This window comes from Streptomyces brevispora (genome assembly GCF_007829885.1).
Classification (GTDB): domain Bacteria; phylum Actinomycetota; class Actinomycetes; order Streptomycetales; family Streptomycetaceae; genus Streptomyces; species Streptomyces brevispora.
This window is the reverse complement of the sequence record NZ_VIWW01000001.1, coordinates 6,389,325-6,413,323: the sequence shown is the minus strand read 5'-3', so window position 1 is coordinate 6,413,323 and position 23,999 is coordinate 6,389,325. Positions and strand designations below refer to the sequence as shown.

Here is a 23,999-nt window from a genome sequence, read left to right as displayed (position 1 = left end):
ATCCGCAGCCGACGGGAATGCCCCGACGGGAGGCGCGTCGATCGCGACCGTGAATATTCAGGGGGTCACTGTCGACAAGCAGGCCAGCGACACGACCAAGAGCATTATTGCGGCCGACGCGAAGGTCGCCGTAGCCGCCGCGAATGTGTGTGGGGCCGGATATACGACATCCGTGAGCGCGGCCCGGTACGGGACGTACGGCACCACGTACACGTGGACGAATGGAAAGACCACGGGGAGCAGTTACTACGACAGGCCGATCTGCGCCGTGTTCTTCAACGACACCGGGGCCGCCCACTCGATGCGCCTCAAGCTGTCGACCAACTACACGAGCATTCCGGACGTCGAGGACTCGGGGACGTTCAGCAGCTACGCCGGTCCGCTCTACCAGGACCGCGGGTACTGCGGGCAGACGTACTCGTACATGAAGGTCGGCACGAAGGTCGTCGTCGACAACTACATGACCGTCGGCGCATGCAACTGACGCGATTCCGCCGGCCCGTGCCGCGCTCCATCACCTGGAGCGCGGCACTGCTGGGCACCGTGCTGGTCACGGGATGCTCAAGCTCTTCTCCGTCCGATACCCCGCCGCAGGCCCCCGCCGTGACTCCCTCGGTCTCCCCTCCTGCCGCGTCGAGCGGTGCGCCGAGCGCCCCGGAGACGGATGCGGATGCGGGCGCGGACTCGGATACGGACGCGGAGGCCAGTGCGGAACCGTCGCCGGTCATCAGCCATATGGGGAAGACCAAGGTCGTCACGCTCGGGGATGTGGAGGTCCGGGCCACTCGCAGCGCGATCGGCTTCACTGTGGCCTGTAATTACCTCAACAGCAGAAGCCAGACCCTCAATATCAAGGTCACCGTCAGCATTGGCGACGGCAAGGAATGGGTGCGGAGGACCAAGTTCGACTTTCCGCACCTGGCGGCTGGCCAGACGGGCAGAGGTTCCACCACCGTCATGGGGGATTTCCCCGAAGGTGAATCCCCGGATGATCCGAAGATCTATATCGACTCGGTCATCGAGTACTGAGATCTCGCTCTATTTCCCGCGCTCCATATCCCATACCCCATACCTCATACCCCGCACGCCGTGCGGGGTATGTGTAGTTTGCCGCGCTCTATCGAACTCGGCTCGCCCAATATAGGGAATACTAAATGCGTATAGGACCGAAAAGGCTGGCCGCAGTGCTGGCGTTTTCGATAGTGATATCGACACTGTCGGCCTCTGCTCAGGCCGGGGGGCCACAGGTCCCCGAGGACGCTGTGCAAGCCGGCGCGACTCTGCCGGATGTCACCCATAAACCCCGTGAGGTCGCCGCGAAGGACCGTGCCTCGGTGCTGGGTGCGGGCTCTTCCTCGTCCAAGGATGTGGCGCTCTCCACGTCCGGTGACGGCATGGGCTTCCATGTACTGGCCGGAAAGGAGCGGGAGGGGTACAAGTTCGGCACGGTCGCCACTCTGCGTGAGGACGGCTTCGACGCGGATACCTGGATCGGTAATACGTGCGTGACGGGGTCGGGGAAGTACGCGGCTGTCGCGTACGCGCCCCGGACGTTCACGAACAACCCCGAGCTGATGGTGCGCGGTGCGTTCACCGCGGTCGTCGAGCTGGGCAGTGGCAAGGTCACCAAGCTGCCGTTCACGGCGTCGCTGGCGTATTTCTCGCCCGGCTGCGGTTCCGGGGACGATGTGGTGTTCACCCAGCTGAGCCATGACGGGGACAAGGCGCAGCGGACTCGTCTGGTCACGGTGGACGCGGTGACGGGCAAGGTGTCCGAGCCGGTGGCGCTGCCCGGGCAGGTGACGTCGGCCGTTCCGACCCGGCACGGGATCGTGGCCGGTCATGGGAACAAGCTGGTCCGCATCAATGGCCGGAAGGAGACCGTTCTCGCCGCGACGAAGCATGTGCCGTTCCAGATTGCCGCCGACAGCGGTGACGGTGTGACGTTCATCGACCGGGAAGCCGACACCAAGAAGACCGGAGCGAAGTCCTGGGCCAAGCACCTGGACGCCACACAGGTCAAGGGCAAGAACACCACCCCGAAGACGGTGGCGGAAGGAAAGCTCACCGACTGGGACCTGTCCACCACCCCTGGCGGCACGGTGTTCCTCACGGGTAAGGCCAAGAATAAGGGGACTCTGCCGGGCCCAGTGAAGAACCCGGGCCATCTTGCCAAGGGTTCCCGCATGTCGAGTCTCGGCCACGCGGGCGTGTCCACGTCCTGGGCGGATGGCAAGACCAGTCTGATTACGCCCGAGGAGGCCACACAGGCCCGTGACGCGCGAATCAGTCTGGACGTGGTCGCCACCAGCCAGCACACTGAGCTGGACGCCACACCTCAGTTGTCCGCGGAGCGAGTCGAGGCCGGAAGCCGGCCCTCCCCTGCTCTGGGCATCCCGACAGGAAAGAAGACGTCCGCGAAGCCGGCGGTCAGCGGCAACAGCGGGGGTATGTCCAAGCAGACGCTGGGGGCTCAGGCGCTGGCGGCGTCACCGGCCGGACCCAGCGAGGGCACCGATGAGCGCTACTGTGCGGTGGCCCGAAACGATGTGAAGAAGCAGGCGTTCCAGCCGACCCCGCGGCAGGTGGAATGGGCTGTGGACCAGGCTGTCGTCGGTGAGCTGCACGTCAACCGGCCGGTGAACTGGAAGAACACCGGCATGGACTCCTACACCCCCCAGGGGCTGTTCCCGCCGATCACCCTCGCGGGTGACCCCAACGGCACCCTCGACAACGAGGACCCGGATGTCACCGACCGCTGGCACATACCCTCGCAGGTATTGCTCGGCGTCACCGCGCAGGAATCCAACATGTGGCAGGCGACCCGCTTCGCCGTTCCCGGCGTCACGGCCAACAGTCTCATTGGCAACTACTATGGGACCCAATACACCGCCGACGGCGACCAGGCAGACCCCTGGCGGATCAACTTCTCCGAGGCAGATTGCGGTTACGGCATCACCCAGGCCACCGACGGCATGCGGCTCGCCGGCAAGACCAAAAAGGGCGAGACGGCGCTGCCGCCCGCCACGCAGGAGGCCGTCGCGCTGGACTACGCCGCGAACATCGCCTATGGCGCGACGATCCTGTCCCGCAAGTGGAACGATCTTCACGGCCAGAGCATGATGATCAATGACGGTCACCCGCAGTGGATCGAGAACTGGTTCCTCGCCCTGTGGGCGTACAACTCAGGTTTCTACCCGGCCGCCGACTCCGCCGGACACAAGGGGGTGGGCTGGACCAACAACCCGGCCAACCCGCTGTGGAAGGCCAACCGGGTACCGTTCCTCCAGCACGCCGTCGATCCGCACCTGGACGACTACTCCCACGCCGCGCACCCGCAGGACTGGCCGTACGAGGAGAAGGTCCTGGGCTGGGCCGCACGCCCGATCTCCGCGATGTTCGCGCCCGGCGACTTCCGGCCCGGTTACCTGGCCGCCTGGTGGAACAGTGACGCAGAGCGCTCCACAGTGAAGCCGCCGCTGGACACCTTCTGCGACGCGTCCAACTCTTGCGACCCGTCGAAGATCACGGACGACGACTCCAACGACCCCGGCCAGGGTGCCTGCACACTGGACTCCGGCGACAGCGACACCAATGACCACTGGCTGCACTGCTGGTGGAGCAAGTCCGCCGAATGGAAGAACTGTGACACCGGCGCCGAATGCGGACACCAGGTACACCGGTTCAACACCAGTTACCCGGAGCAGCCCGACGCCAACTCCTACCCGCCGCAGTGCAGCACCGGCCTGCCGGCAAACGCATTGGTAGTGGACGACGTTCCCGACGGCACAACCCCGGCGGGCTCGGATTCGCGCGGATGCGGGGCAGCGAAGTCCGACGGTGCATTCACTCTCACCTACCAGCCCTCCGACATCATGGATTCCGACACCGGGCAGACCATCACCACATACCCCGGCAAGGTCGACACCCACCAGATCGGCGCGGGCTACGGCAACCACTTCTGGTTCGCCCACACCCGGTCGGCCGAGTCGTACCCGCCGCCGGGTGACCGGATGAAGGTGACCGGTACCTGGAAGCTGGGCAAGGAGATCACCGACTACAGCGGGCAGGCCAAGGTCTATGCCTTCATCCCCGACCACGGGGCGCAGACCTCCAAGGCCGAGTACCGCATCAAGCACTCCGCCGGTGAGACGGTGAAGGCGATCGACCAGAGCTCCAACCAGTCCAACAAGTGGGTGGATCTCGGCGCGTACTTCTTCAACGGCATGACCCCCGAGGTCAGCCTGCACAACTTCAACGGCGGTGACGGGTCCGCGGACATCGCCTTCGACGCCATCGCGTTCGTACCCGGCGACTACTCCGGCATTCCCTCGGACCTGACCTTCGGCGACCCGGACATCACTGCCCCGGACCCGGCCCCGGTGGAGCCGCCCCAGAGCATTTCGGGCGACTACTTCAGTGTGCTTCCCACCGTCTCCGGTCTCTCCGGCGCCGCGCGCTCCGTGACCGGGCCGGAGGGGATGCGCCTGTCGTCCGCGCCGGCAACGGACCTCAAGTCCGCCAAGGCGTCGGTCGGTTCGGTGTCCACCATGTCGACTCTGAGCTGCTCCATCGGTACGAGGTCCTTGGACTACACCCGGACCGAGGCGTGTCTCGGGGACGACCTGCAGTTCAAGGGGACCACGACCGGCACGCCGAAGGCGAGCTTCGACCTCCGGCACGAGTTCCAGCTCGACCCGGACAGTGACACCTTCACCCAGACCGTGTCGGTCAAGCTGACGTCGATCTCCATTCCCTCGCTGACCCTGGACATCGACTTCGGCTGCCGTGGCTACTGCGAGAAGCAGACTCCGGTGTGGAGCGGTTCAAAGACCTTCGTCGCGGGCGACCTCCACACGGCCACGGTCACTCAGAAGATCAAGTGGAACAACACCACCGCTTCCGACGGCCGGATCAGCCCGTACCTGACGGTCAAGGGAACCGCGGGCAGTGAGACCAGCAACCCGATGACGGCTGAGAAGTCGGAGCTGGACGTCCGGTGCGACCGTGACGTGAAGGCCACTCCGGGCTGCGTCTTCAGCTCGTACAGGCCGACGTACGTCATGAACGAGAAGAAGTTCCCGGCGGCGGCCGCGCACGCCTGGCTGATCCAGAACAAGCTGCCCGGACACTACGGGTTGCGGGGCAACAACCCGCTGACCTTCCTGACCGAGGACGTCCTCGTGCCCGATCCTCCCACGAGCACGAAGAGCATCGTCGGCCACAACCGCGACGTGATCTGCCCGAAGGCATGGGAGCGCAGCAAGCTGGCGACGATGTCGCCCGAACTCGGTACCGGTGACGTGCCGAGCTGCGACGAGTTCCCCTTCGCGGCTAGCTGGCAGAGCGCCGCGATAAAGAAGGACTGGGGTGGGCAGAACCTGAAGGAGGTGTCCTCGGGCGAGGAATGCCTGAACACGATCGCCATCCGCGGCACGGACGGCCGGTGGAGCCTCCAGCCCGACCCGCGCTCCCACGTGCCGACCTGGACCGAGCCGTGTGGACGTTCCAGCATGTCGAACAACCAGAACACCCAGTCCATGAGCTACATGCCTGGCTGGCGCAAGCAGAACCGCGTCCTCGAAGGAGACAACTACTGGCTCGAGGCCAAGCGTCCTTCGTGACCGCTTGACCGGAACGGACAGCAGGGGCCCGGCCGCCATGGCCGGGCCCCTGCGGCGTGCAGGCACCAGGCTAGGGTTCCCTCCATGAACGACGGACTCGCTTGGCTGGACGACGAACTTGGCCGGAGTGGCTACGCCCTCACCATGGTGAAGGGCATCACCCCCGAGGCCCTCGCCGTGTATCTGGGCGCGCGGCCGGGCACGCTCATCGATCCGGAAACCACCCCGGGAGCCCTGGAGTTCTTCCACGGACCGGGATCGTCGAAGCTGCCGGACTGGGCGATGGTGGGCCAGGCGGCCGACGGCTGGGCGTTCGCCCTGGAGACGCCCGAGGCCGGGCACCGGGACGACCGCCTGGCCCCCGGAAGAGACCTCAGGGCGCGCCACACGGTCGTGGACATCCTCGACACCACCATGGACCCGCCGAACGTCACGGTGACGGTGGGCGGCGAGACAGAGTGGACGCTACGAGAGAACGGCACCGGCCACGTCGAGCACCCGGTGAGCCGGCGCCTGGTCGCGGAGGCCGGTTTCCTCGCCTACCCCCACGGCGTCTTCCAGGACGACGCATCCGAGAACACCGGGATACCGGACGTCTACCGGATCCTGGGCGACCACTATGGCCTTTCCCTGCCCCGGACCGCCGTGACGGAGAACCGCCTGCCTCACGTGTTCACGGAGCCCAGGACGCTCCTCCACGCGGAGGCGCGCTGCCCGGCCTGCGGCGAAACCCGGATGCTGCCCTACGGCAGCGGTACGAAGGAGCCCCGGCTAGTCTGCGTCTACTACAAGGTCCGCGACGTCCCAGGCTACCCGCCGCAGGGGTGCCCGGGCGAGGTCGCGAACGCGGTGCGCGGGGAACCCAACCCGAAGTACGAGAACCTGCGCCTTCCCGGCACCTTGTGAGGAGTGCGGCGCCCGCACTGAGGCGGGCGCCGCCGGGTTGCTGGGGGCGCGGCCTACAAGCATGAGCGTGGTGACGCCGACGCCGTGCGCTAAAGGGCGACACCACGCTGGTCAACCTGTTTCGCCACGCCGTGCAGGCAGCGTCCGAACGACGACGACTGGCTCACCTCGCGAGCCTTGGCCACATCATTACCAAGCAGCGCTCCGGTTTTGACGCCCGCACGTACGGATCGAAGACGACGCGGTCGTAGCCGTCGTGGGTGGCCGCGCGCACCCCGTCGACGCATATGTTGTCGCGGACCTCGGCCGAGGTCCGCGCGGGCGTCGCCGAGGCCACGGGAGCGGCGCCGAGCGTGGCGAGGCGGGCGGTTGCCGCCGGGGCGACGAAGCGGACGAGAACGCGTTGTGCGGTGCGCATGATTCCTCATTCTGTCGAGAGGGGAGATTCGGCCGGGTCACCAGCACCCGGATTCCAGATCGCGTGCCTGCGCGGGGCGAGAGGCCCTGCCGCAGCCGGCAGGGCCTCTCGCTTCCGGTCATGGGCTTGCTAGGCCGCCGCGTGTCCGAGGATGCGCAGCGAATACGTTTCGTACGTCCGGTGCAGGACCATCACCACGGGGCCCGAGGTGAATACTCCGCTGACGACGTACTCCTTCTTGTTCTTGGTCTCGGCAGCCCGCTCCTTGTACAGGGAGTCGGTTTCCCTCTTGGCCTGTTTGAGCCAGGAGGACGCCTTGGCGTGATCGATCCCCGCCACGTCCAGCTCGGTGCAGGCCGCGAGGAAGTCGAGAGCGCCGGACTTGTCCGTGCCGGTCCCGCACAGCAGGGATGACAGGTTCGTGTGGTCGGCGAATCCGGCTGACACCGTCGTTCCGGTGCCGCTTCCGGTGCCGCTTCCGGTTCCGCCGCGTCCGTGGATGTACGTTCTCATCTTCCCGTTGGGCATTTCCTGCTTGACGGGTTTGTCCAGGTTCAGCTTCCAGTCCTTCGCGAGCCGGGAGAGAAAGTCCTTCCCGGTGTACCCGGCAGCCATCGTGACCCCCGCGCCGATGCTGGGCCGGTCCTTTCCGGCCACCGCGTGCTTTGGCAAGTCGGTGGCAGGCGTCACGGTCGGCGTCTCGGCCGGCGACTCGGCCGGCGACTCGGCCGGCGTGCCGGACGGCGTGGCTGCGGCCTTGGGCGCCGCGGCCGTCGGACGCTCGGATGCCGCCGTCTTCTCTGGGGTGCTCCGGCTACAGGAGACGGCTCCCGCCGCACCGATGGCGACCGCCATCAGTACGACGGGGACGCGGAGGGCGGTGCGCATCACAGGCCGCCGTCGTTGAGGCTGCAGATGCCGGGGTCGGCGAAGGTGGCCGGAATGAAGCCGACCGCGTCGAACACCACGTTGTCGTCTCCGGTGGCACCCTTCTGGATGTTGTCCAGTTCGATCCGGCCGCCCTTCCAGAAGGTGAAGGTGCCCATCTCGACCCAGGTCTCCTCGCCCGCACTGCGAGTTCCCTGGTTGATGCTGCAGTGGTCGGGCGCGGCGCCGGCCGTGTTCTGGCCCGGGATGAAGTCGTACCCGATGGCCGCTTCGGCGCCGTGGCCCGGCAGGTGGACGAAGACCCGGTAGCGGTTGCCGGGCTGGTCGCCGGAGGGAAGCAGCTTCGGGTTGATCTGCCACCGGCCGGTGACCTTGTGGAAGATCTCCCCGTAGGGGTAGCTGTGTGTGAAGTACACGTGGTGGTCGTACCCGGCGCCGAGCTGGTGCAGGTCGATGTTGGCGATGTAGGGGGTCGCGCGGTAGGTGCTGTCGTCCCTCTGCATGGTGAAGTTGTCACCGGACTGGAGGGTGAACTTGCCGTCCCAGGCCCCCTCGAAGTCCCCGCAGTCGTAGGTGTCCTCGTGCTCTCCGAGGTCATCGATGACGATGGCGTTGGAGTTGCCGTTCGGCCAGTCGAAGCAGTTGCCGTGGTCGTACTTGCTCTGCAACTCGGGTTCCGACGAGCCGAGCGAGTAGCGGAGATTCTCGGTGCTGGAGTTGCTGCCGCTCTGCGAGCCGATCCACTCCGCGCTCTTGCCCCAGTAGCACAGGTTGTTCCAGCTCGGGCACGGGTCGGCCACGGCCGGGTCGCACGCGTTGGACGCGTCGCAGAAGGTGCCGTACGGGGGCGTCTTGAGGACGGACAGCGGCATGTCGGGCCGGACGTAGGACTCTTCGTTGTTCCAGGTCCGCTGGGGGTTCTCCGCCCAGCCGAGGATCTTCTCGGGATAATTCCACTCGCCGGGGCGGGACGCGTCGTCGTAGTTGTACCGCAGGAACGGGTCGCGGTCCGCCGGATAGCTCGGGTTGATCGGGTTGTTGAAGAAGCCCAGGCCGGCGTTGGACCCGACGGTGTAGACGCCGGAGTTGTAGCCCCAGAGCGCCATGTACCAGTTCTCGATGTAGGCCGCACTGCCGCTGTTGGCGTTCATGCCCAGACCCTTGAGCTGGTTCCACTTCTCGCCCAGGATACGCAGACCGGCGGCGATGTTCGCCGCGTAGTCCGTGGTGACGGCGCCCGCGTGCAGGGTGTCCAGCTGGTCCGGGTATGCCGAGTCCATGCCGGTCGTGACCTGGGCGATGCCGTAGCCGCAGTCGGCCGCTGTCACGTCGGGGTAGCCGTGGATGCCGTTCCCGTTCCCGAGCCAGTCGGACCGGGTGACGTTGCCCGAGTCACCGTTCATGGAGTGCCAGGACGCCTGCTTGAAGTTGGACTCCTGGGCGAGGATGCCCAGCATGACCTGCGCGGGAATCTCCCCTCCGCCGGTCAGGACCGGCTTGGGGAACAGACCCTGCGGGGTGTAGGCGCCGAGGCTGGTGTCGTGCCAGTCCGCCGGACGCGAGAGGGTCAGCTGGCCGTGGACCGCCTGGTCGACCGCCCACTCGACCTGGTTGGCGCTGGCCTGGAGGGCCTGCCGCTTGGGGTCGTTGCGCTTGACGATGCAGGGGGTCTCCATGCGCGGGATCTTGCCGATGACGGCCGCGCCGTTCCCGGACAGGCACTGGGTCTCGGGGGCGCCCTCACCGCAGGTGAGCGGATCGTCGTCATCGGACATGGCGAACGCGGTCGGGCCCATCGTCAGCGTCGTGTCCGACTTCGGCCGCTTGCGGTCGGCATCCACGAGTGTGGTGGCCTTCGCGCCCGTCCTCAACGCGGTCGCCTTGACGGTGAGCGATCCGGCGCCCTTGGCCAGGGACGAGCCGACGCCCTCGGTGACGCCCTTCATCTGTTCGGAGAACACCGAGTGGGTCACCAGATGACCGAGGCGCGAGATCCCGGCCACCCGGCCGTCCACGGCGTGCTTGGCGAGCCCTGGGGCCTTGCCGGTGTCGATGGCCTTCACGTCACCGACGACCGCGTCGCCCTTGGCCACGCGCAGCAGCTTCACCTTGCCCTTGGGCGCGCGGCCCAACTCGGTGAACTTCTTGCCGTCGAAGCGGGAGATGACGCTCTTCCCGCCGTCGACCGTGCCGATGTCCACGGCACCGTTCGCCGAGGCAGCCAGCGCGAACATGGGGCCGGGCACCTTGGAGAGCGTACGGGCGGACAGCTTCGTCCTCCCGTCGTCCTTGAGGTCGACCAGGTTGCCGGAGAGGACACCGACGGTGCCCTTCCCGGTGGGGGTGACGTGTGTCAGGAAGCCGTCGACGGTGCGGCGGGAGGAGACCGATCCGGTGGTCGCGTCGACCGAGATCACCGTGGTCCGGCCGGCCGACGTGTCCGTGGCGGAACTGGAGGTGAACGCCACGTCGTCGCCCGCACCGCAGCCCGGCGAGAAGTAGGCGAGCTGCACTCCGTCGGGAATCTCGGTGACCTTGCCGTCCGACAGGCGGATCACCGCGGCGAACGCGCCGCTCGCGTAGGCACCGGGCTTGTTGGACCAGACCGACGGGGCGTAGACCGCCGCCGCGTAGTTCCCCGAGCCGGTGGTGCAGACGTAGCCCGTCCACGGGCCGACGTCGGACAGTTCCTTGCGCTTGAGCCGGGCGATCTCGTAGAAGGAGAACCCGTCGCTCTCCCGCGCCGAAAGGATGTGCAGCCCCTCGGCGTCGCCGGTGGCCTGCACGATCTCATCGGCCGACGAGGTGTAGTCCGCCCCCAGGTCCTTGCCGGGCGCGGAGAACATGCGCGTTGTGTTCTCCGTGGCGGTGGGGGCCGGTGCGGGATCCGCGGAAGCCGGCGGGACCAGCGCGGCGGATGCCGCCACCACGCTCATGATGACCAGCGGATTCATGGACAAGTGGCGTATGAGACGTCTTTTCCGCATGATGCTCCTCACATCCAGTCCGTGCAGCTGCCGTGCAGGACCGCGAGGCTCGCGTCGACCGGCCAGTCGTTTTCCTTGGCGGGGCTCTGGATGGTGTATTTCGTCGGTGCGGGGTCGAACGCGGTATCGACGTCGTTCCAGCACGCCTTCGCCGTCGTCTTCTTCCAGTTCTGCATCTTGGTGTAGGCGCCTGCCACGCCGCTGCCGAGAACGGCCGGACTGTCACCGGCCTGAACACCGCCGTCGGGATCGCGTGTCGTCCACAGTGTCAGATACACGGAGGCGGGCGACGTATCGAGATCGCGTGAGACCTTTGCCCATACGCCCTGACACATCGGCGACCAGAGCAGCCGTACCGAGACCGACTCGTCCGCCATAGTCACCTGTTGAAGAATTTCGGCGTCATTGTCGCACCCCATCGCAATGGGGTCCTTTCCCGAGCACGTGTCCCGAAAGCAGTCGAATTCCGCCGCGGCCGGTGAGGCCGTGATTCCTTGGAGTACTCCGGCCAGCAGCGCCAGTGCTGCTGTCGTCGTCCCCCATCTACGTATGCCGTGCACACACATCACCTCAGACATTCCATGCCGCTCCGGGTGCCGGAGAGGCAGGCGCAGCCTATGTGAACGCGCCCGGGGCTTTGTGGAGTTATTGCGCCCCCACCTGCGCAGATGTCGAAGTTGGACATGTCGCCGCAGTGCACCTCAAAGGTGGTGAGAGGTCAGGGGAAAGGTGCGCCGGAGGGTGTTTACGTGACGATAGGTGCGGGTAGCCGACGACTTCCCGAAAGGTGATTGATGTGTACACGTACCACTTGTGAAGGTGCGCCTTTTGCCACTCCCTCAGGTGTGAAACCCCGGGAAGGGGGCCGCTGGCTCGGAGTTTCTGACGAGAATTGGCCGAAAAGGAATGACGGGCCGGTATCGGTCCGTCGCCGTCGGCCGGACGAGCGGGAGGGCGCGCATGCGCCGGGGTTCGATGCCCCGATACCCGCTCTCAGAAGGCGCGTTGTGAGCTTGATGGACGTGTACTGGCAGCCGTGGTCGGCGTGGTGAATGAGCTGTCCGGGCTCGATCTCGCGGGAGGCGAGGGCGTACTCGAGGGTGGACAGGACCAGGTCGGCGTCCGCGCGGGCGGAGGTCTCCCAGGCCACCACCCGGCGGGAGAACGCGTCGCGGATCGCGGACAGCCACAGCGGTCCCTCGGAGGTCGGGATCATGGTCAGGTCGGTGACCCACAGCCGGTTCGGCCCCTGGGCGGTGAAGTCCCGGTTGACGAGGTCCGGGGCGAGCGTGGCCTTGGGATCCCGGCGTGTGAAACCGCTCCGGCGCGGGCTGATACCCGCCGGATCGGTCTCGCGCATCAATCGCTCGACGCGCTTGCGGCCCACGTGGACGCCATCCCGTTTCAGTATGGCGTGCACGCGCGGTGACCCGTAGATGCCACCGGACTCGGTGTGGATCTCCTTGATCCGTTCGGTGAGCTCTACGTCGCGGCGCCGCCGCTCGCAGGGCTCATTCTCGGCGTGGCGCCAGCGGTATTAGGTGGAGGAGGCGATGTGCAGTTCACGAAGTACGCACTCGACTCCCAGGTGCGGATGCTCGTCGAGGAGCGCGGTTACCTGGGCCGGGTCGGGTCGAGTTGCGCCGCGAAAAACGCCGAGGCCGTCCGCAGTACGTCGTTCGCCCGCTTGAGCTGGACGTTCTCCTTCCGCAGGGCCACCAGCTCGGCGTGTTCATCGGTGGCCAGCCGGTCATCCCGCTCGCCGGCATCAGCCTCAGCCTGGCGGATCCAGCCCCGCAGGGCCTCCGGATGCACGCCGAGGTCGACGGCCAGCTTCTTGATCTGCGGCTTCGGATCCGAGGTGCGATACATCCGCACCGCACGCTCACGCAACTCCAGCGAGTACTTTCTGGGAGCAGCCATGGTCGATGTTCCTCTCATGAGAACCATCTGACCCTCTGTCACTCACTTCCGCATCTCGGGGGAACCTCATCCGCTTCGCGAAGCAGTCCTTGGGCTGGACCACTCCGAAACTCCATACGCCCGAGGCTGCGGACCGCTGGACCTGGATCCTGATCGTCGCGCACACCCAACTCCGCCTCGCCCGCCCGCTCGCCGCGGACCTTCACGGACTGTGTGAAAAGCCGAACGCGTCAGGCATTCAAGCACAGTCGAACTCACGGCGAAGCCCAACCAGAGCGCTCCAGCGGGGTCTCTCCTCATGGCTCCAGGAGAGGCCCCGCCTTGCCCATCGGCAAGTCCCTCGCCCTATCACCGATGCCGTCACACACGTCCTGTCACGCGCCTGTCACCAACACCGTCGACGCACCTGGACCACAAAGTGTAAACCCGCGTGAACAGCATCGAATTGGACCAGGTGGACGTCAGAAGACGGTTCTGCCTACCTGTGCCATGTGGGACCGGAAACCGCCAGCGTCTGCCTCGCAAACTCAACTCCGTCAGCCGCCGACGGGGGCGGGCAGAGCCGATCTCATACAGGGGCGTGACATGGCGTGCCGATACCTGCGAGCAATCCGGAATTCGAAGGGTGCGCCACGCCTCAGCAGGGCCGTCAGAAGCAAAGCGACTAGAGTAATGCGTCGAATTCGCCCATTACCCGAACTCGCACCACGCGAGGAACCCCCCAGGAGAGCGCTGGTCGGGCAGGGCGGGCATCAGCAGTCCCCAACCCCAGCAATCTGATTACGCATCAGTAAGGTCAGCAAAGGGTCAGCAAGTGTTTGATCAGACCTGGTCACAGATGCCAACACGTGCAAGTGCCGACCGCCCTAGGAACCGCCCTACGGGAGGCACAGCTGCGCCCCTCCGCCGTGCTGACGGGGGACGCAGCGAGCGCACGCGACAGGGAGCGCCGGAGAACACATCACTCCAGGTCAGCGCACCCGTCCCCGCGGTTTCAGCGCCACCGGCGACAGTGCGGGAGCAGACAGCCGGTCACCGTCGTAGCCGTGAACCTCACCGAAGCGAGAGCCCTCCGCCCACGCCCGGCGGGCCTCCGCGATTTCCTCGTGGGAACGCCCGATGAAGTTCCACCACATGACGATCTCCTCCTCGAAGGGCTCACCGCCCACGAGCATCAGACCGGCATCGGATTCCGCGCGCAGCGGGAGTTCCGTGCGGCCGCAGCCGAGATAGAGCATCGAGCCAGGCAGGACGGGCACGCCGTCGACCTCGGCCTCGCCGGACATCGACAGCACGGCGTACTCGAAGTCGGGGTCGAGCGGGAGCCGCGCCTCGGCGCCCCGGCTCAGGGCCAGGTCCGCGCCGACGATCGGGGTGTACGTGGTGCCGGGCGAGGTCGCACCGTCGAGGTCGCCGAGGATCACGGTGGCGGTGAGGCCCGGGGCGGTGACCGTCGGCAGGTCGGAGTGGTGCTGGAAGTGCGGCTCGACGTGGCGGTGGGCGTCCGGGAGAGCGACCCAGAGCTGGGCACCGTGCAGCAGCGCGGCGTGCGACCTGGGGCTCTCCTCGGAGTGGCTGATCGCCCGGCCGGAGGTCATCAGACCCAGTTCGTACGGGCGGATCGTCGCCAGGCTGCCGAGGCTGTCGCGGTGCAGGACCTCGCCCTCGTGCAGCCAGCTGACCGTCTGCAGGCCCATGTGGGGGTGGGGCGGCACCTGCATCCCTGGTTCGTCCGTGATGTCGTCGGGGCCGTAATGATCGACGAAGGCCCAAGCCCCGACCATGCGGCGGCCCAGGTTGGGCAGCAGTCTGCGCACTTCGGTGGACTCCCCCAGCTTCACGCGGCGCGGGGCGAGGAGTTCACGTACCGGTTCGGCGACGACGAAGCCGCGCCCTCCACAGACGGAGAGTGCGGCCTGGCGATCGAGATTGCTCATGGCGCTCAACCTATTCCCATGCGAGTCCGGGCGGGCGGCGCCCACGCCGAATATTTAGTGGAATGTTAAACGATCTCTTGATGTTGTGGCGATTGGACGCGTACGGGACCGGCCGTGCCGCGGGCCTCGACCGAGGAGGACGAATGAGCGACACCTACTACGAGTTCGGTACCGCCGCCGAGCGGTGGGAGCGGGCACAGTTCTTCTTCGAGTCGAAGGAGTACACGGTCGCGGCCCGGATTCTGGGCGGGCTCGTCGAGGAGGTCCCTGAGCAGGTCGCGCCACGGCTGCTGCTGGCCAGGGCCTACTACCACTCCGCGCGGCTCGTCCGGGCCGAGACGGAGCTGCGAGCGGTGCTGGAGCTCGATCCCGTCGAGTACTACGCACGGCTGATGCTCGGTCGCACCCTGGAACGGCAGGGACGCCAGACGGAGGCGGCCACGCACCTGCGGGTCGCGGCCGCGCTGTCCGGGGACTTCACCCCGGCCGGTGGCGAGTAGACCGCGGACCCCTCAACACCCGTGCGGACAGCGGGAATCCGAGCCCGTTCGGATCGTACGAGATACGGCTTCGCGACGACGGGCCGGTGATCGGCGGGGTGGGTCCCACGGAACACCCGACGAGTACCGGCGCGTCACGATCGGATAGGGACTCGTGCCGTCGGTCCGGTCCAGGGCGTGGGGTACGACTCCGAGGCGCTCCGCGCGCTGCCGCGGTTCGCCCGTGACCGGGGCATCGCCTGCGTGCACGGGGACGCCGGTCTGGACAACGTCGCATCCCCGGCGCGTCCTGGCCGCCGCGGGCATGCGTCTCGTACGGGAGGACTCCCTCCTGCAGCACTCTCGGGTGGGCCGCGACGGGCCCGCAGGGCGGGAGTGAGGCTGGACACGGCAGAACCCGCGGGGTTTCCCCGCGGGTTCTGCCGTACCACTGCCGAGATTCATTCCGGCAGGCGCATCAGCGTGCCCAGACCGGACATGTCTATGCGGGACAGGCGTATGCGGAACAGGCGTGTACGCGTATCGACCTGCGCCGACTCGTGTCCGGGATCGGTCAGCCTGCGGCGGCTGCGGCTCGGTCCGCCGTTCCGCGTCCGGCCGTGACCGCCCCGGCCCTCGGCACCAGCAGCCGTTCGGTGAGGTAGCCGAAGACCAGGCCGAAGGTGGTCCAGAGGGTGAACTGGACCGCGAGCGTGGCCAGCCGGAACTGCCACAGCAGGGCGGCCGGGAAGTCCTTTCCGACCTCGTTGAACGAGGGCAGGAAGGCATAGGCGAGGCCGATGAGCAGGACGTAGCCGGCCGCTGCGGTGATCGTCGCGTTCCAGGCGCCCAGGCGGGGAGCCAGCCGCTTGCCGATGATGACGGCGGCGACGGCCAGCAGCACGCTGAGAGCGACCATCAGGAAGAACAGCGTGGTGCGCTTGCCGATGGTGTCGGGGTTGCCGACAGCCGGCGGGTTCGCCGGGTACTTCAGGAACGGCACGATGTACACGGTCAGCAAGGCCGCTCCCGCGATCAACGCCGCTGTGGCCCGCGGGCCGAACCGGCCCATCCGGCCGAGCGCGTAGCAGAAGACGAGTGCGGCGATGCCGCCGATGGCCACCCCGAAGACGAGTACGCCGGTGGCGAGGCCCGCGGTGGACTGCATGGTGCGGCTGACCAGTTCCTCGCCGCCGCCGTGGTCGTGGCTGTGCGTCTCTTCGAGGGCGATGGCCGCGTCCACCCGGGACTCGCCGAGGAAGTAGGCGACGAGCAGGGCGAGCGCGCCCGCGACGAGGCCGGCCAGCATGCCGCGGACCAGCAGAGCTCTGACAGATATGGAGTTCATGAGGGATTCCCCTGGATCAGCCCGTTGGGTCAGTGGCAGGGGAAACCGAGCAGGTGACGGCCGTCGTGGACCCACTCGTGCACGCCTTCACCGGAGATGAGGGCGGTGGCGCCCTGCTCGGCGCCGACGAAGTACAGCAGGATCAGCATGACGATGCCGAAGAAGACCGCCCAAGGGGCAATGGCCTTCAGTGAGATGGGGGTGATGGCGGGTGCGCCGGTGGCGGGGGCAGCAGTCTGTGCCATGGCAGAACCTCCTGGGGGAACACGCGTCCCGATCGTGGTGCCTGAGACGAAGGTGCTGGGTCTGACTTCCCGCACAGGTACGGGTTCACAGTGGCGCGACCGTGCCGGATTCTCACCGGACTTCCGTCACACCCTCGTCATGTCGTCGCGACGATACCGTCTGGGCGCGGGCGCCGCCATGGTGTCACGGGCGGACCTGAGGCCGCGGACGCCATGGTGTGCTTGGCCAAGTGGCCACAGTTCAGGGAGTTGAGAGCGGTAATGACAGTACGGGTGATGTTGATCTCACCAGCGATGAACGCCGCACTGCGTGAGGCCCGGTTCGCGAGTGACGCACCGCTCGACGGCTCCGGGCTCCGGCAGGCCCACGCCGCCGCGGACGCGGTGCCTGACGCGGACCTGTGCCTGCGGGGTCCGTCCCTGCGCTGCGCCGCCACCGCGGACGCGCTCGGGCTCCGGTCCGATACCGAGCACGCCCTCCGGGACTGGGAGATGGGCCGCTGGTCCGGCGCACGACTGGCCGAGGTAGGTGCGGACGAGCCGGATCAGGTGGCGGCCTGGCTGGCGGATCCGTCCGTCGCTCCGCACGGGGGCGAGTCGCTGCTGGACCTGTGCGCCCGAGCGGGCGCGTGGCTCGACTCCCTGAACGGCAGTGATTCCGGGCGGGTGCTGGGGGTGGCCGAGCCCGCCGTGATCCGCGCCGCGGCCGTCCATGCGCTGGCACTCCCGCCGCAGGTCTTCTGGCGGCTGGACGTGGCCCCTCTGACGGTGACGGAGTTCAGCGGCAGGTCGGGGCGGTGGAACCTGCGCTGCGGCCGGCCACTCACCCCGGAGCCGCGGAGCTGACGACCGTACCGAAGGGGCGGTCGACTCGGTGCGTGCAAGAACTGTGGCCCGTACGGAGCCTTGACACAGTCTTGGTTCACTTCTTAAATCACGTAGTGAACTAAGGCCCCAACTCCCCCACGTGGCCACCATGCCCCCACTTGTCATATGCATGGCTAGTCACTTTTCCTCCGTCCTGTACGGAAAGGAAATTCCATGAGTTCCCCCCACCTGAACAGGCGCCTCCTGGTCTCCGCACTTTCGGTGCTCGCTCTCGTGTCGGCCACCTCCGGCTTCGCTTCCGGCGCCCCCACGCCGTCTCCCGCGGCACAGGGATCCGTCACGGCCCAGGCGTCCGCCGCCGCCGCGTCGTTCACCGACGACTTCGACGGCGCCGCGGGCTCTGCCGTGGACGGCAGCAAGTGGCAGACCGAGACCGGTGACAACGTCAACAACCACGAGCGGCAGTACTACACGGCGGGCAACAGCAATGCCGCACTGGACGGCCAGGGTCATCTGGTCATCACCGCGCGCAAGGAGAACCCGAACAACTACCAGTGCTGGTACGGCACCTGCCAGTACACCTCGGCCCGGCTGAACACCTCCGGCAAGTTCACCCAGGCCTACGGCCATGTCGAGGCCCGGATGAAGATCCCGCGCGGCCAGGGCATGTGGCCCGCCTTCTGGATGATCGGCGACGACATCGGACAGGTCGGCTGGCCCAACTCCGGCGAGATCGACATCATGGAGAACGTCGGCTTCGAACCCTCCACCGTCCACGGCACCCTGCACGGACCCGGCTACTCGGGCGCCGCCGGCATCGGCGCCGGATACACCCTCCCCGGCGGCCAGGCCTTCGCCGACGACTTCCACACCTTCGCCATCGACTGGGCCCCCAACTCCATCTCCTGGTCCGTCGACGGCAACGTCTACCAGCACCGCACCCCCGCCGACACCGGCGGCAACACCTGGGCCTTCAACAAGCCCTTCTTCCTCATCCTCAACCTCGCCGTCGGCGGCTACTGGCCCGGCGACCCCGACAACAACACCACCTTCCCCCAGCAACTCGTCGTCGACCACGTACGCGTCACCACCAGCGACAGCCAGCCCCCGGCCTGAGCACGCCATGGTCCCGCCGCGCCAACTGCACGGCGGGACCATGCGCCCGGACGGGACATGGACATATGGGGCGGGACATGGGCGTGTGGCCGGGCAGGACCGTGTCCGGGCTCGGCCGGCCGCGCTACGCGCCCCGGTACGTCTCCAGGAGCCGCAGCCAGATCTCGCTGATCGTCGGGTAGGCGGGGACCGCGTGCCAGAGCCGCTCGATCGGGACTTCCCCCGCGACCGCGACCGTCGCCGAGTGCAGCAGTTCGCCGATCCCTGGGCCCACGAAAGTGACCCCGAGCAGGATCTCCCGGTCGAGGTCGACGATCATGCGGGCACGGCCCCGGTAGCCGTCCGCGTACAGGCCGGCGCCCGCCACCGCTCCGAGGTCGTGATCGACGGCCCGGACCCGGTGTCCGGCCTGTTCCGCCTCGGCGAGGGTGAGGCCGACCGAGGCGGCCTCCGGGTCGGTGAAGACGACCTGGGAAACGGCCGCGTGGTCGGCGGTGGCCGCGTGGGCGCCCCAGCGGTCGGTCTCCAGCAGCGGGATGCCCTGGGCCCGGGCGGCGATCGCGGCTCCGGCGATGCGGGCCTGGTACTTGCCCTGGTGGGTCAGGAGCGCCCGATGGTTGACGTCACCGACGGCATAGAGCCAGTCGGTGCCCTCGACCCGGCAGCTTTCGTCCACGGTGAGCCAGGAACCGGGCTTCAGGTTCACCGTCTCCAGTCCCAGGTCATCGGTGCGCGGCGCGCGGCCGGTGGCGAAGAGGATCTCGTCGGCCTCGACACTTTCGCCGTTGTCGAGTTCGACGGTGACCGGTCCGTCCGGGGCCGGGCGCCGCAGGGAGGTGGCCGAGACGCCGAAGCGGACATCGGCTCCGGCCTCGGTCAGCGCCTCCGCGACCAGCTCACCGGCGAACGGCTCCATCCGGGGCAGCAGCCCCTTGCCGCGGACCAGCATGGTGACCTCGGCGCCCAGGGCGCCCCACACGGTTGCCATCTCCACGCCGACCACTCCCCCGCCGACGACGACGAGCCGTCCGGGCACCTCCTTGGCGCTCGTCGCCTCACGGCTCGTCCAGGGACGGGCGTCGGCGATGCCGGGCAGAGCGGGCACCACGGCCCGGCTGCCGGTGGACACGGCGACGGCGTGCCGGGCGGTGAACCGGTGCTCCGCGCCGTCGGGCGCCGTGACGGAGACCTCCTTCGTTCCGGTCAGGCGGCCGATGCCGCGGTAGATGTCCGCGCCGATGCTCTCCAGCCAGGCCACCTGCCCGTCGTCCTTCCAATGGGATGCGTACACGTCCCGGTGGGCGAGGACGGCCGCGGTGTCCAGCGGCCCCTGTACGGATCCGGCGAGGCCGGGGACGCGACGGGCGTCGGCGCGGGCGACGACCGGGCGCAGCAGGGCCTTGCTCGGCATACAGGCCCAGTACGAACACTCACCGCCGATGAGCTCGGACTCCACGATGGCGGTGCTCAGCCCGGCGGCCCGGGCCCGGTCCGCCACGTTCTCACCCACCGGACCTGCACCGATGACCACGACGTCGTACTCCACAGACTCCACAGCATGTGTCATGAGACCCATTTTGGTCGCGGGTGTGCGCGACGGCCACATGGGCAGGCGGAATAGCGCAAGCACAGACACCGTTGTCCGGGGACATATCGGCACGGGCACAGGAAGAGGTAGCAGAGCATGAGCACCGTAGAGCTCACCAAGGAAAACTTCGATCAGGTCGTCAGTGCGAACGAGTTCGTCCTGATCGACTTCTGGGCTTCCTGGTGCGGCCCGTGTCGGCAGTTCGCGCCGGTCTACGACTCGGCGTCCGAGCGTCACGCCGATCTGGTCTTCGCCAAGGTCGACACGGAGGCGCAGCAGGAGCTGGCCGCGGCCTTCGAGATCCGTTCGATTCCGACGCTCATGATCGTCCGGGACAATGTGGCGGTCTTCTCGCAGCCGGGCGCGCTGCCCGAGGCCGCGCTGGAGGACGTCATCGGCCAGGCCCGGAAGCTGGACATGGACGAGGTCCGCAAGTCCATCGAGGACCAGCAGAAGGACCAGAAGTAGGCGCAGAAGCGGGCGCCGGAGCGGGTGGCTCGCGGACGTTTGAGGGGCAGTCGGGGCCCGGCCGTTGGCGGCCGGGCCCCGGCCCCGTTTCCCGCGAGCCGCCTCAGTCGTCGTTCTTCTCCGGGCCGCTCTCGGGGCCGTTCCCCGGGCCGCTCTCCGGGCCGCGCCTCTCCGCGATCCGGGCCGAGAGTCCGTAGTCGATTTCCGAGCCGTCGACCAGCAGGGCCTCGACGGTGTGCGTCGCCGGGTCGATGTCCGCCACCATGCCGTCGCCGGAGTAGCGGGGGTACCCCGACTCCCCCGTCTCCCCGGTCGCCTCCACGACCGCCGAGCGGATGGCCTGGCCGGGGCCCCCGGTGCCGGAGTTCCCGGTCTCGGTGAACTCGGGCACCAGGAGGATCTCGTAACTCTGCGGATGGCTCATGGTCATGACGCTAGGCAAGGGATGTCCGCCGCGCACGTTGCCGCGCGGGCGGGCGGGCTCAGCTGGATTCCCGGTGGACGGCCGTGGCCCGCAGCAGGTCGTGGCGCTCGGGTTCCTTACCGGGACGCCGCACCAGGCGGTCGACCAGATCGGCGAGCGGCTGCACCGTATCCAGTTCCATCCGTACGCTGCTGAGCCTGGGCCTCAGCAGCCTCCCCAGCATCAGATCATCCGCGCCCACCACGGCGGTTTCGCCTGGTACCTCGATGCCGGCGTCCTGCAGCGCCCGCATCAGGAGCATCGCGTGGAGGTCGTCGTAGGCGAAGACGGCGTCCAGGCCGAGTGTGCGCCAGCGGGCGGCGAGCGCGGCGGCGGATTCCTCGTCGTGGTGCAGCGGCAGTGGCTCGATCCGGGCCGTGCCGGCCGACGCGGCCTGCCGGGCACCGGCGAGTCTGGGTTCGGCGAACAGTGCCAGGGCGGGTTCCTCGGGCATGACCACGCCGATCCGGCGCCGGCCGCGCTCCATCAGGTGCCGGACCGCGCAGCCGCCGACCTGACGCTGATCCATGATCAGGGCGTGGGCGCCCGCCACCGGTTCCGGTCCGAGCGTGAACACCGCCTTGGCACCGGAGCGCCGGAGAACGGCTATGCCCTGCGGGGTGAGGGGGACGGAACCGGGTGCGATGACGGCGACGGGCCGGAGCTCGGCCCAGGCGCGGGCCGCGTCCTCGGCGTCGAGTCCGAGGGAGCCGTACTGGACCACGGTGTAGTCGAGGCGGCGCAGACCGGCTTCCAGCTCGTGCAGGAAGTGGTGGTGCAGCGGAGCGGCCGGGAAGTTCCCGGTGGGCAGCAACACCATGCGGGAGTGTCCGGCGCGCAGGCTCCGGGCGGCCGCGTGCGGTACGTAGCCGAGTTCGGTGGCCGCCTCCCGCACGCGGCGGCGGGTCGGATCACTGATCCGGACGGCCGCGTTGTTGTTCAGTACGTACGACACGGTGGCCCGGGACACCCCGGCGAGCCGCGCCACATCGGCGCTGGTCGGGACGGGGCCTTCGGTGGGCTGCTCGGGTAACTGACTCATGGCGTCGGGCAGTCTTACAGACCCGGGCCGCAGGGGTGCGCTCCGGCCCCCGTACCCGTGTGTGAACCTCGGGAAGAGGTCCGTACCGGGGCCGGTCGCCCGGCGTGGTCCGGATGGGTGATGGCTGGTCAGGGTGTCGGCCGTGGGCCCGTTGTGCGGGACCCGCTCCACGCGAGCGGCCGTACGGGTTCTACGGTGTTGCGATGACCATCCAGCACCGCAGCGACATCAATGACGGTTCGCCCGACTCCCCCGGCCGTACCGGTCCCGGCGCCACTTCCCAGGCCGACCCGCACGACGTGGGCCCGGTCCGCGCCGTGTACGCCCCCGACCGGGACGGCGCCCCCGACCCCGGCGAAATCGTCTGGACCTTTGTGCCGTTCGAGGAGAACGACGGACGCGGCAAGGACCGCCCGGTTCTAGTCGTGGCACGTGAGGCGACGGGCACCCTGCTCGCCGTACAGCTCTCCAGCAAGCAGCACGACCAGGACCGCGAATGGGTGGCGTTGGGGGCCGGCCCCTGGGACAGCTCGGGCCGCCCGTCCTGGGTCGATCTGGACCGGGTGCTGCGGGTGCACGAGGCCGGGATGCGACGCGAGGCGTGCGCCCTGGACCGGGACAGGTTCGACCTGGTCGCCGGGCGGCTGCGGGAGCTCTACGGCTGGAGGTGACGGCTTCCGCGGCCCGTCACGTCGATGGGCGCCCCGTCATGTCCCATGGGTGCCCTTGCGACCGTGCCGGGCCGCGGACCCGAACGGCCCAGACCGGCCACGCCGGATGATGTCGAAGCCTATGGCTCAACGTCAGCGTTACGGTCGGCCACCACCTCGAACGTGCCATCGAAGGCTGCCCTGGTGGGCGATTCGCCGTCGCGGTCGAGAATGCCGAAGACGACCTGCTCGAAGTGGCCCGCGAACCGGCCGCCGTCAGTGAGCAGGGTGCGGAAGACGCCCGCCACCTCGGCCGGGTCGTTCTGGAACACACCGCACCCCCAGGCACCCAGCACCAGCCTGCGGTATCCGCGTACCGCCGCGACCTCCAGCACCCGCTCGGCCCGTGAGGCGAGCGCGGCGGGAATGAGGTGCGCCGACTCGGGGGCAGTACGCCGGATCACCCCGGCGTTGGGGGCGGGCGAGGTGAGGAATCCCGCCGTGTACGGGGTGTCGAGCAGTCGGCCGCGGTCGTCGCGGAAGACCGGCACGCCCGGTGAGTGAATGACCCGGTCGGTGTAGAAAGCACTGCGTCCGGCGCGATGGTGCGCGTAGTACTCCGGGGCCCGGCGCAGGGTGGCGTACAGCGCTGAGCCGCGGCACAGCGCCTCCTCCTGCGCCTGGGCCCCGTTGAGGTATCCGCCCCCGGGGTTGCGGGCGGAGGCGTAGTTCAGGACGGCCACCTTGCCCGGCCGTTCGCCGGTCATCCGGGCGGCCGCCCGCAGGCTGCTCTCCCCGGTGACCTCGATGACCGGTGTGCGGTCACGGTCCAGCGCCGCCACCGCAACCGGCTCGGGGCCGTACAACCTGGTCCCCGAGAGGGCGGCCGTCAGGGCCCGCACGATGCTCACTTCCCGCCCCTGCGGCGTGCGGTAGAAGCCCGCCTCGACAATGGACTCGGTCTCACGCGCGATGCCGCGCAGCCGGGCGCTCACCGTTCCTCCCCCTTATGGTGCATACAGGGCATGATCGACGCCCTCGAACCATGAACGCAACCGAATTTCCGACGCACAGGGGCACTCTTGTGCG

General features: G+C 68.2%; 19 protein-coding genes and 4 pseudogenes. 10 read left to right on the top strand and 13 right to left on the bottom strand.

Annotated elements, in window-relative coordinates:
* Nucleotides 1-49 precede the first annotated feature (49 nt).
* The 4 genes from FHX80_RS29500 to FHX80_RS29485 all read left to right on the top strand — a co-directional run bounded on the left by FHX80_RS29500 (nt 50) and on the right by FHX80_RS29485 (nt 6,530).
* On the top strand, nt 50-484 hold the full coding sequence (locus FHX80_RS29500) for a hypothetical protein (protein WP_145766981.1): 435 nt from the start codon (nt 50-52) through the stop codon (nt 482-484).
* Nucleotides 485-501: 17 nt separating this feature from the next.
* A complete protein-coding gene (locus FHX80_RS36110) occupies nt 502-1,029 on the top strand; it encodes a hypothetical protein (RefSeq protein WP_244318497.1) in 528 nt (175 codons plus the stop codon).
* A 233-nt stretch (nt 1,030-1,262) separates the two neighbouring features.
* Nucleotides 1,263-5,624, top strand: coding sequence for a golvesin C-terminal-like domain-containing protein (locus FHX80_RS29490; RefSeq protein ID WP_244318495.1), 4,362 nt, complete (start codon nt 1,263-1,265; stop codon nt 5,622-5,624).
* An 84-nt stretch (nt 5,625-5,708) separates the two neighbouring features.
* The gene (locus FHX80_RS29485) at nt 5,709-6,530 is read left to right on the top strand and encodes a hypothetical protein (RefSeq protein ID WP_145766979.1); all 822 of its coding nucleotides are present in this window, start codon (nt 5,709-5,711) and stop codon (nt 6,528-6,530) included.
* 163 nt (nt 6,531-6,693) lie between these two features.
* On the opposite strand, the gene FHX80_RS29480 is transcribed toward FHX80_RS29485, so the two are convergent.
* The 6 genes and pseudogenes from FHX80_RS29480 to FHX80_RS29455 all read right to left on the bottom strand — a co-directional run.
* Complete coding sequence (locus tag FHX80_RS29480) at nt 6,694-6,948, bottom strand: hypothetical protein (protein WP_145766978.1); 255 nt, start codon at nt 6,946-6,948, stop codon at nt 6,694-6,696.
* Nucleotides 6,949-7,077: 129 nt separating this feature from the next.
* On the bottom strand, nt 7,078-7,836 hold the full coding sequence (locus FHX80_RS29475) for a hypothetical protein (protein ID WP_145766977.1): 759 nt from the start codon (nt 7,834-7,836) through the stop codon (nt 7,078-7,080).
* Complete coding sequence (locus FHX80_RS29470; protein ID WP_145766976.1) at nt 7,836-10,790, bottom strand: hypothetical protein; 2,955 nt, start codon at nt 10,788-10,790, stop codon at nt 7,836-7,838. Before FHX80_RS29470 ends, FHX80_RS29475 begins: the two co-directional genes overlap by 1 nt.
* Before the next feature lie 41 nt (nt 10,791-10,831).
* Nucleotides 10,832-11,401 carry a DUF2690 domain-containing protein gene (locus FHX80_RS29465; protein ID WP_145766975.1) on the bottom strand — a complete coding sequence of 190 codons (570 nt, stop codon included), beginning with the start codon at nt 11,399-11,401 and terminating at the stop codon, nt 10,832-10,834.
* Nucleotides 11,402-11,568: 167 nt separating this feature from the next.
* Nucleotides 11,569-12,348 (bottom strand): annotated as a pseudogene (locus FHX80_RS29460) (IS3 family transposase); the annotation flags it as partial.
* Between the two features lie 122 nt (nt 12,349-12,470).
* Nucleotides 12,471-12,746: pseudogene (locus FHX80_RS29455) on the bottom strand (transposase); the annotation flags it as partial.
* A gap of 71 nt (nt 12,747-12,817) precedes the next feature.
* Here FHX80_RS29455 and FHX80_RS36880 point away from each other — a divergent pair.
* Nucleotides 12,818-12,970 (top strand): annotated as a pseudogene (locus FHX80_RS36880) (NF041680 family putative transposase); the annotation flags it as partial.
* 747 nt (nt 12,971-13,717) lie between these two features.
* Here the strand turns inward: FHX80_RS36880 and FHX80_RS29450 are convergent.
* Nucleotides 13,718-14,683, bottom strand: coding sequence for a pirin family protein (locus FHX80_RS29450; RefSeq protein WP_145766972.1), 966 nt, complete (start codon nt 14,681-14,683; stop codon nt 13,718-13,720).
* 143 nt (nt 14,684-14,826) lie between these two features.
* Between FHX80_RS29450 and FHX80_RS29445 the strand changes: the two genes are divergently transcribed.
* Complete coding sequence (locus FHX80_RS29445; RefSeq protein WP_145766971.1) at nt 14,827-15,183, top strand: tetratricopeptide repeat protein; 357 nt, start codon at nt 14,827-14,829, stop codon at nt 15,181-15,183.
* A gap of 553 nt (nt 15,184-15,736) precedes the next feature.
* Here FHX80_RS29445 and FHX80_RS29440 read toward each other — a convergent pair.
* Both FHX80_RS29440 and FHX80_RS29435 read right to left on the bottom strand, forming a co-directional pair.
* The gene (locus FHX80_RS29440; RefSeq protein ID WP_145766970.1) at nt 15,737-16,510 is read right to left on the bottom strand and encodes a CbtA family protein; all 774 of its coding nucleotides are present in this window, start codon (nt 16,508-16,510) and stop codon (nt 15,737-15,739) included.
* A gap of 29 nt (nt 16,511-16,539) precedes the next feature.
* A complete protein-coding gene (locus FHX80_RS29435) occupies nt 16,540-16,755 on the bottom strand; it encodes a CbtB domain-containing protein (protein WP_145766969.1) in 216 nt (71 codons plus the stop codon).
* Nucleotides 16,756-17,016: 261 nt separating this feature from the next.
* On the opposite strand from FHX80_RS29435, the gene FHX80_RS29430 reads away from it, so the two are divergent.
* Together FHX80_RS29430 and FHX80_RS29425 are read left to right on the top strand one after the other, a co-directional pair.
* Nucleotides 17,017-17,601 (top strand): histidine phosphatase family protein, encoded by a 585-nt coding sequence (locus tag FHX80_RS29430; protein WP_145766968.1) that lies wholly within the window; start codon nt 17,017-17,019, stop codon nt 17,599-17,601.
* A 195-nt stretch (nt 17,602-17,796) separates the two neighbouring features.
* Nucleotides 17,797-18,684, top strand: a pseudogene (locus FHX80_RS29425) (glycoside hydrolase family 16 protein); the annotation flags it as partial.
* 139 nt (nt 18,685-18,823) lie between these two features.
* Here FHX80_RS29425 and FHX80_RS29420 read toward each other — a convergent pair.
* Nucleotides 18,824-20,266 carry a dihydrolipoyl dehydrogenase family protein gene (locus tag FHX80_RS29420; RefSeq protein WP_208764756.1) on the bottom strand — a complete coding sequence of 481 codons (1,443 nt, stop codon included), beginning with the start codon at nt 20,264-20,266 and terminating at the stop codon, nt 18,824-18,826.
* A 117-nt stretch (nt 20,267-20,383) separates the two neighbouring features.
* Here FHX80_RS29420 and trxA point away from each other — a divergent pair, with 117 nt between their 5' ends.
* The gene (gene trxA, locus FHX80_RS29415) at nt 20,384-20,755 is read left to right on the top strand and encodes a thioredoxin (protein ID WP_145766966.1); all 372 of its coding nucleotides are present in this window, start codon (nt 20,384-20,386) and stop codon (nt 20,753-20,755) included.
* Nucleotides 20,756-20,858: 103 nt separating this feature from the next.
* Here the strand turns inward: trxA and FHX80_RS29410 are convergent, their stop codons facing one another.
* Entirely contained in the window at nt 20,859-21,179 is a 321-nt protein-coding gene (locus tag FHX80_RS29410; RefSeq protein ID WP_244318494.1) for a hypothetical protein, read from the bottom strand.
* Between the two features lie 58 nt (nt 21,180-21,237).
* On the bottom strand, nt 21,238-22,260 hold the full coding sequence (locus FHX80_RS29405; protein ID WP_145766964.1) for a LacI family DNA-binding transcriptional regulator: 1,023 nt from the start codon (nt 22,258-22,260) through the stop codon (nt 21,238-21,240).
* Nucleotides 22,261-22,463: 203 nt separating this feature from the next.
* On the opposite strand from FHX80_RS29405, the gene FHX80_RS29400 reads away from it, so the two are divergent.
* The gene (locus FHX80_RS29400) at nt 22,464-22,931 is read left to right on the top strand and encodes a type II toxin-antitoxin system PemK/MazF family toxin (protein ID WP_145766963.1); all 468 of its coding nucleotides are present in this window, start codon (nt 22,464-22,466) and stop codon (nt 22,929-22,931) included.
* Between the two features lie 119 nt (nt 22,932-23,050).
* Here the strand turns inward: FHX80_RS29400 and FHX80_RS29395 are convergent, their stop codons facing one another.
* Nucleotides 23,051-23,905, bottom strand: coding sequence for a TIGR02452 family protein (locus tag FHX80_RS29395; protein ID WP_145766962.1), 855 nt, complete (start codon nt 23,903-23,905; stop codon nt 23,051-23,053).
* Nucleotides 23,906-23,999: the final 94 nt, after the last annotated feature.

Bases quoted from the DNA above. Each gene is read 5' to 3' on its own strand.
- FHX80_RS29485 (WP_145766979.1), top strand. From the start codon at position 5,709: ATGAACGACGGACTCGCTTGGCTGGACGACGAACTTGGCCGGAGTGGC.
- FHX80_RS29480 (WP_145766978.1), bottom strand. From the start codon at position 6,948: ATGCGCACCGCACAACGCGTTCTCGTCCGCTTCGTCGCCCCGGCGGCA.
- FHX80_RS29475 (WP_145766977.1), bottom strand. From the start codon at position 7,836: ATGCGCACCGCCCTCCGCGTCCCCGTCGTACTGATGGCGGTCGCCATC.
- FHX80_RS29470 (WP_145766976.1), bottom strand. From the start codon at position 10,790: ATGAATCCGCTGGTCATCATGAGCGTGGTGGCGGCATCCGCCGCGCTG.
- FHX80_RS29465 (WP_145766975.1), bottom strand. From the start codon at position 11,401: ATGTCTGAGGTGATGTGTGTGCACGGCATACGTAGATGGGGGACGACG.
- FHX80_RS29450 (WP_145766972.1), bottom strand. From the start codon at position 14,683: ATGAGCAATCTCGATCGCCAGGCCGCACTCTCCGTCTGTGGAGGGCGC.
- FHX80_RS29445 (WP_145766971.1), top strand. From the start codon at position 14,827: ATGAGCGACACCTACTACGAGTTCGGTACCGCCGCCGAGCGGTGGGAG.
- FHX80_RS29440 (WP_145766970.1), bottom strand. From the start codon at position 16,510: ATGAACTCCATATCTGTCAGAGCTCTGCTGGTCCGCGGCATGCTGGCC.
- FHX80_RS29435 (WP_145766969.1), bottom strand. From the start codon at position 16,755: ATGGCACAGACTGCTGCCCCCGCCACCGGCGCACCCGCCATCACCCCC.
- FHX80_RS29430 (WP_145766968.1), top strand. From the start codon at position 17,017: ATGACAGTACGGGTGATGTTGATCTCACCAGCGATGAACGCCGCACTG.
- FHX80_RS29420 (WP_208764756.1), bottom strand. From the start codon at position 20,266: ATGACACATGCTGTGGAGTCTGTGGAGTACGACGTCGTGGTCATCGGT.
- trxA (WP_145766966.1), top strand. From the start codon at position 20,384: ATGAGCACCGTAGAGCTCACCAAGGAAAACTTCGATCAGGTCGTCAGT.
- FHX80_RS29410 (WP_244318494.1), bottom strand. From the start codon at position 21,179: ATGAGCCATCCGCAGAGTTACGAGATCCTCCTGGTGCCCGAGTTCACC.
- FHX80_RS29405 (WP_145766964.1), bottom strand. From the start codon at position 22,260: ATGAGTCAGTTACCCGAGCAGCCCACCGAAGGCCCCGTCCCGACCAGC.
- FHX80_RS29400 (WP_145766963.1), top strand. From the start codon at position 22,464: ATGACCATCCAGCACCGCAGCGACATCAATGACGGTTCGCCCGACTCC.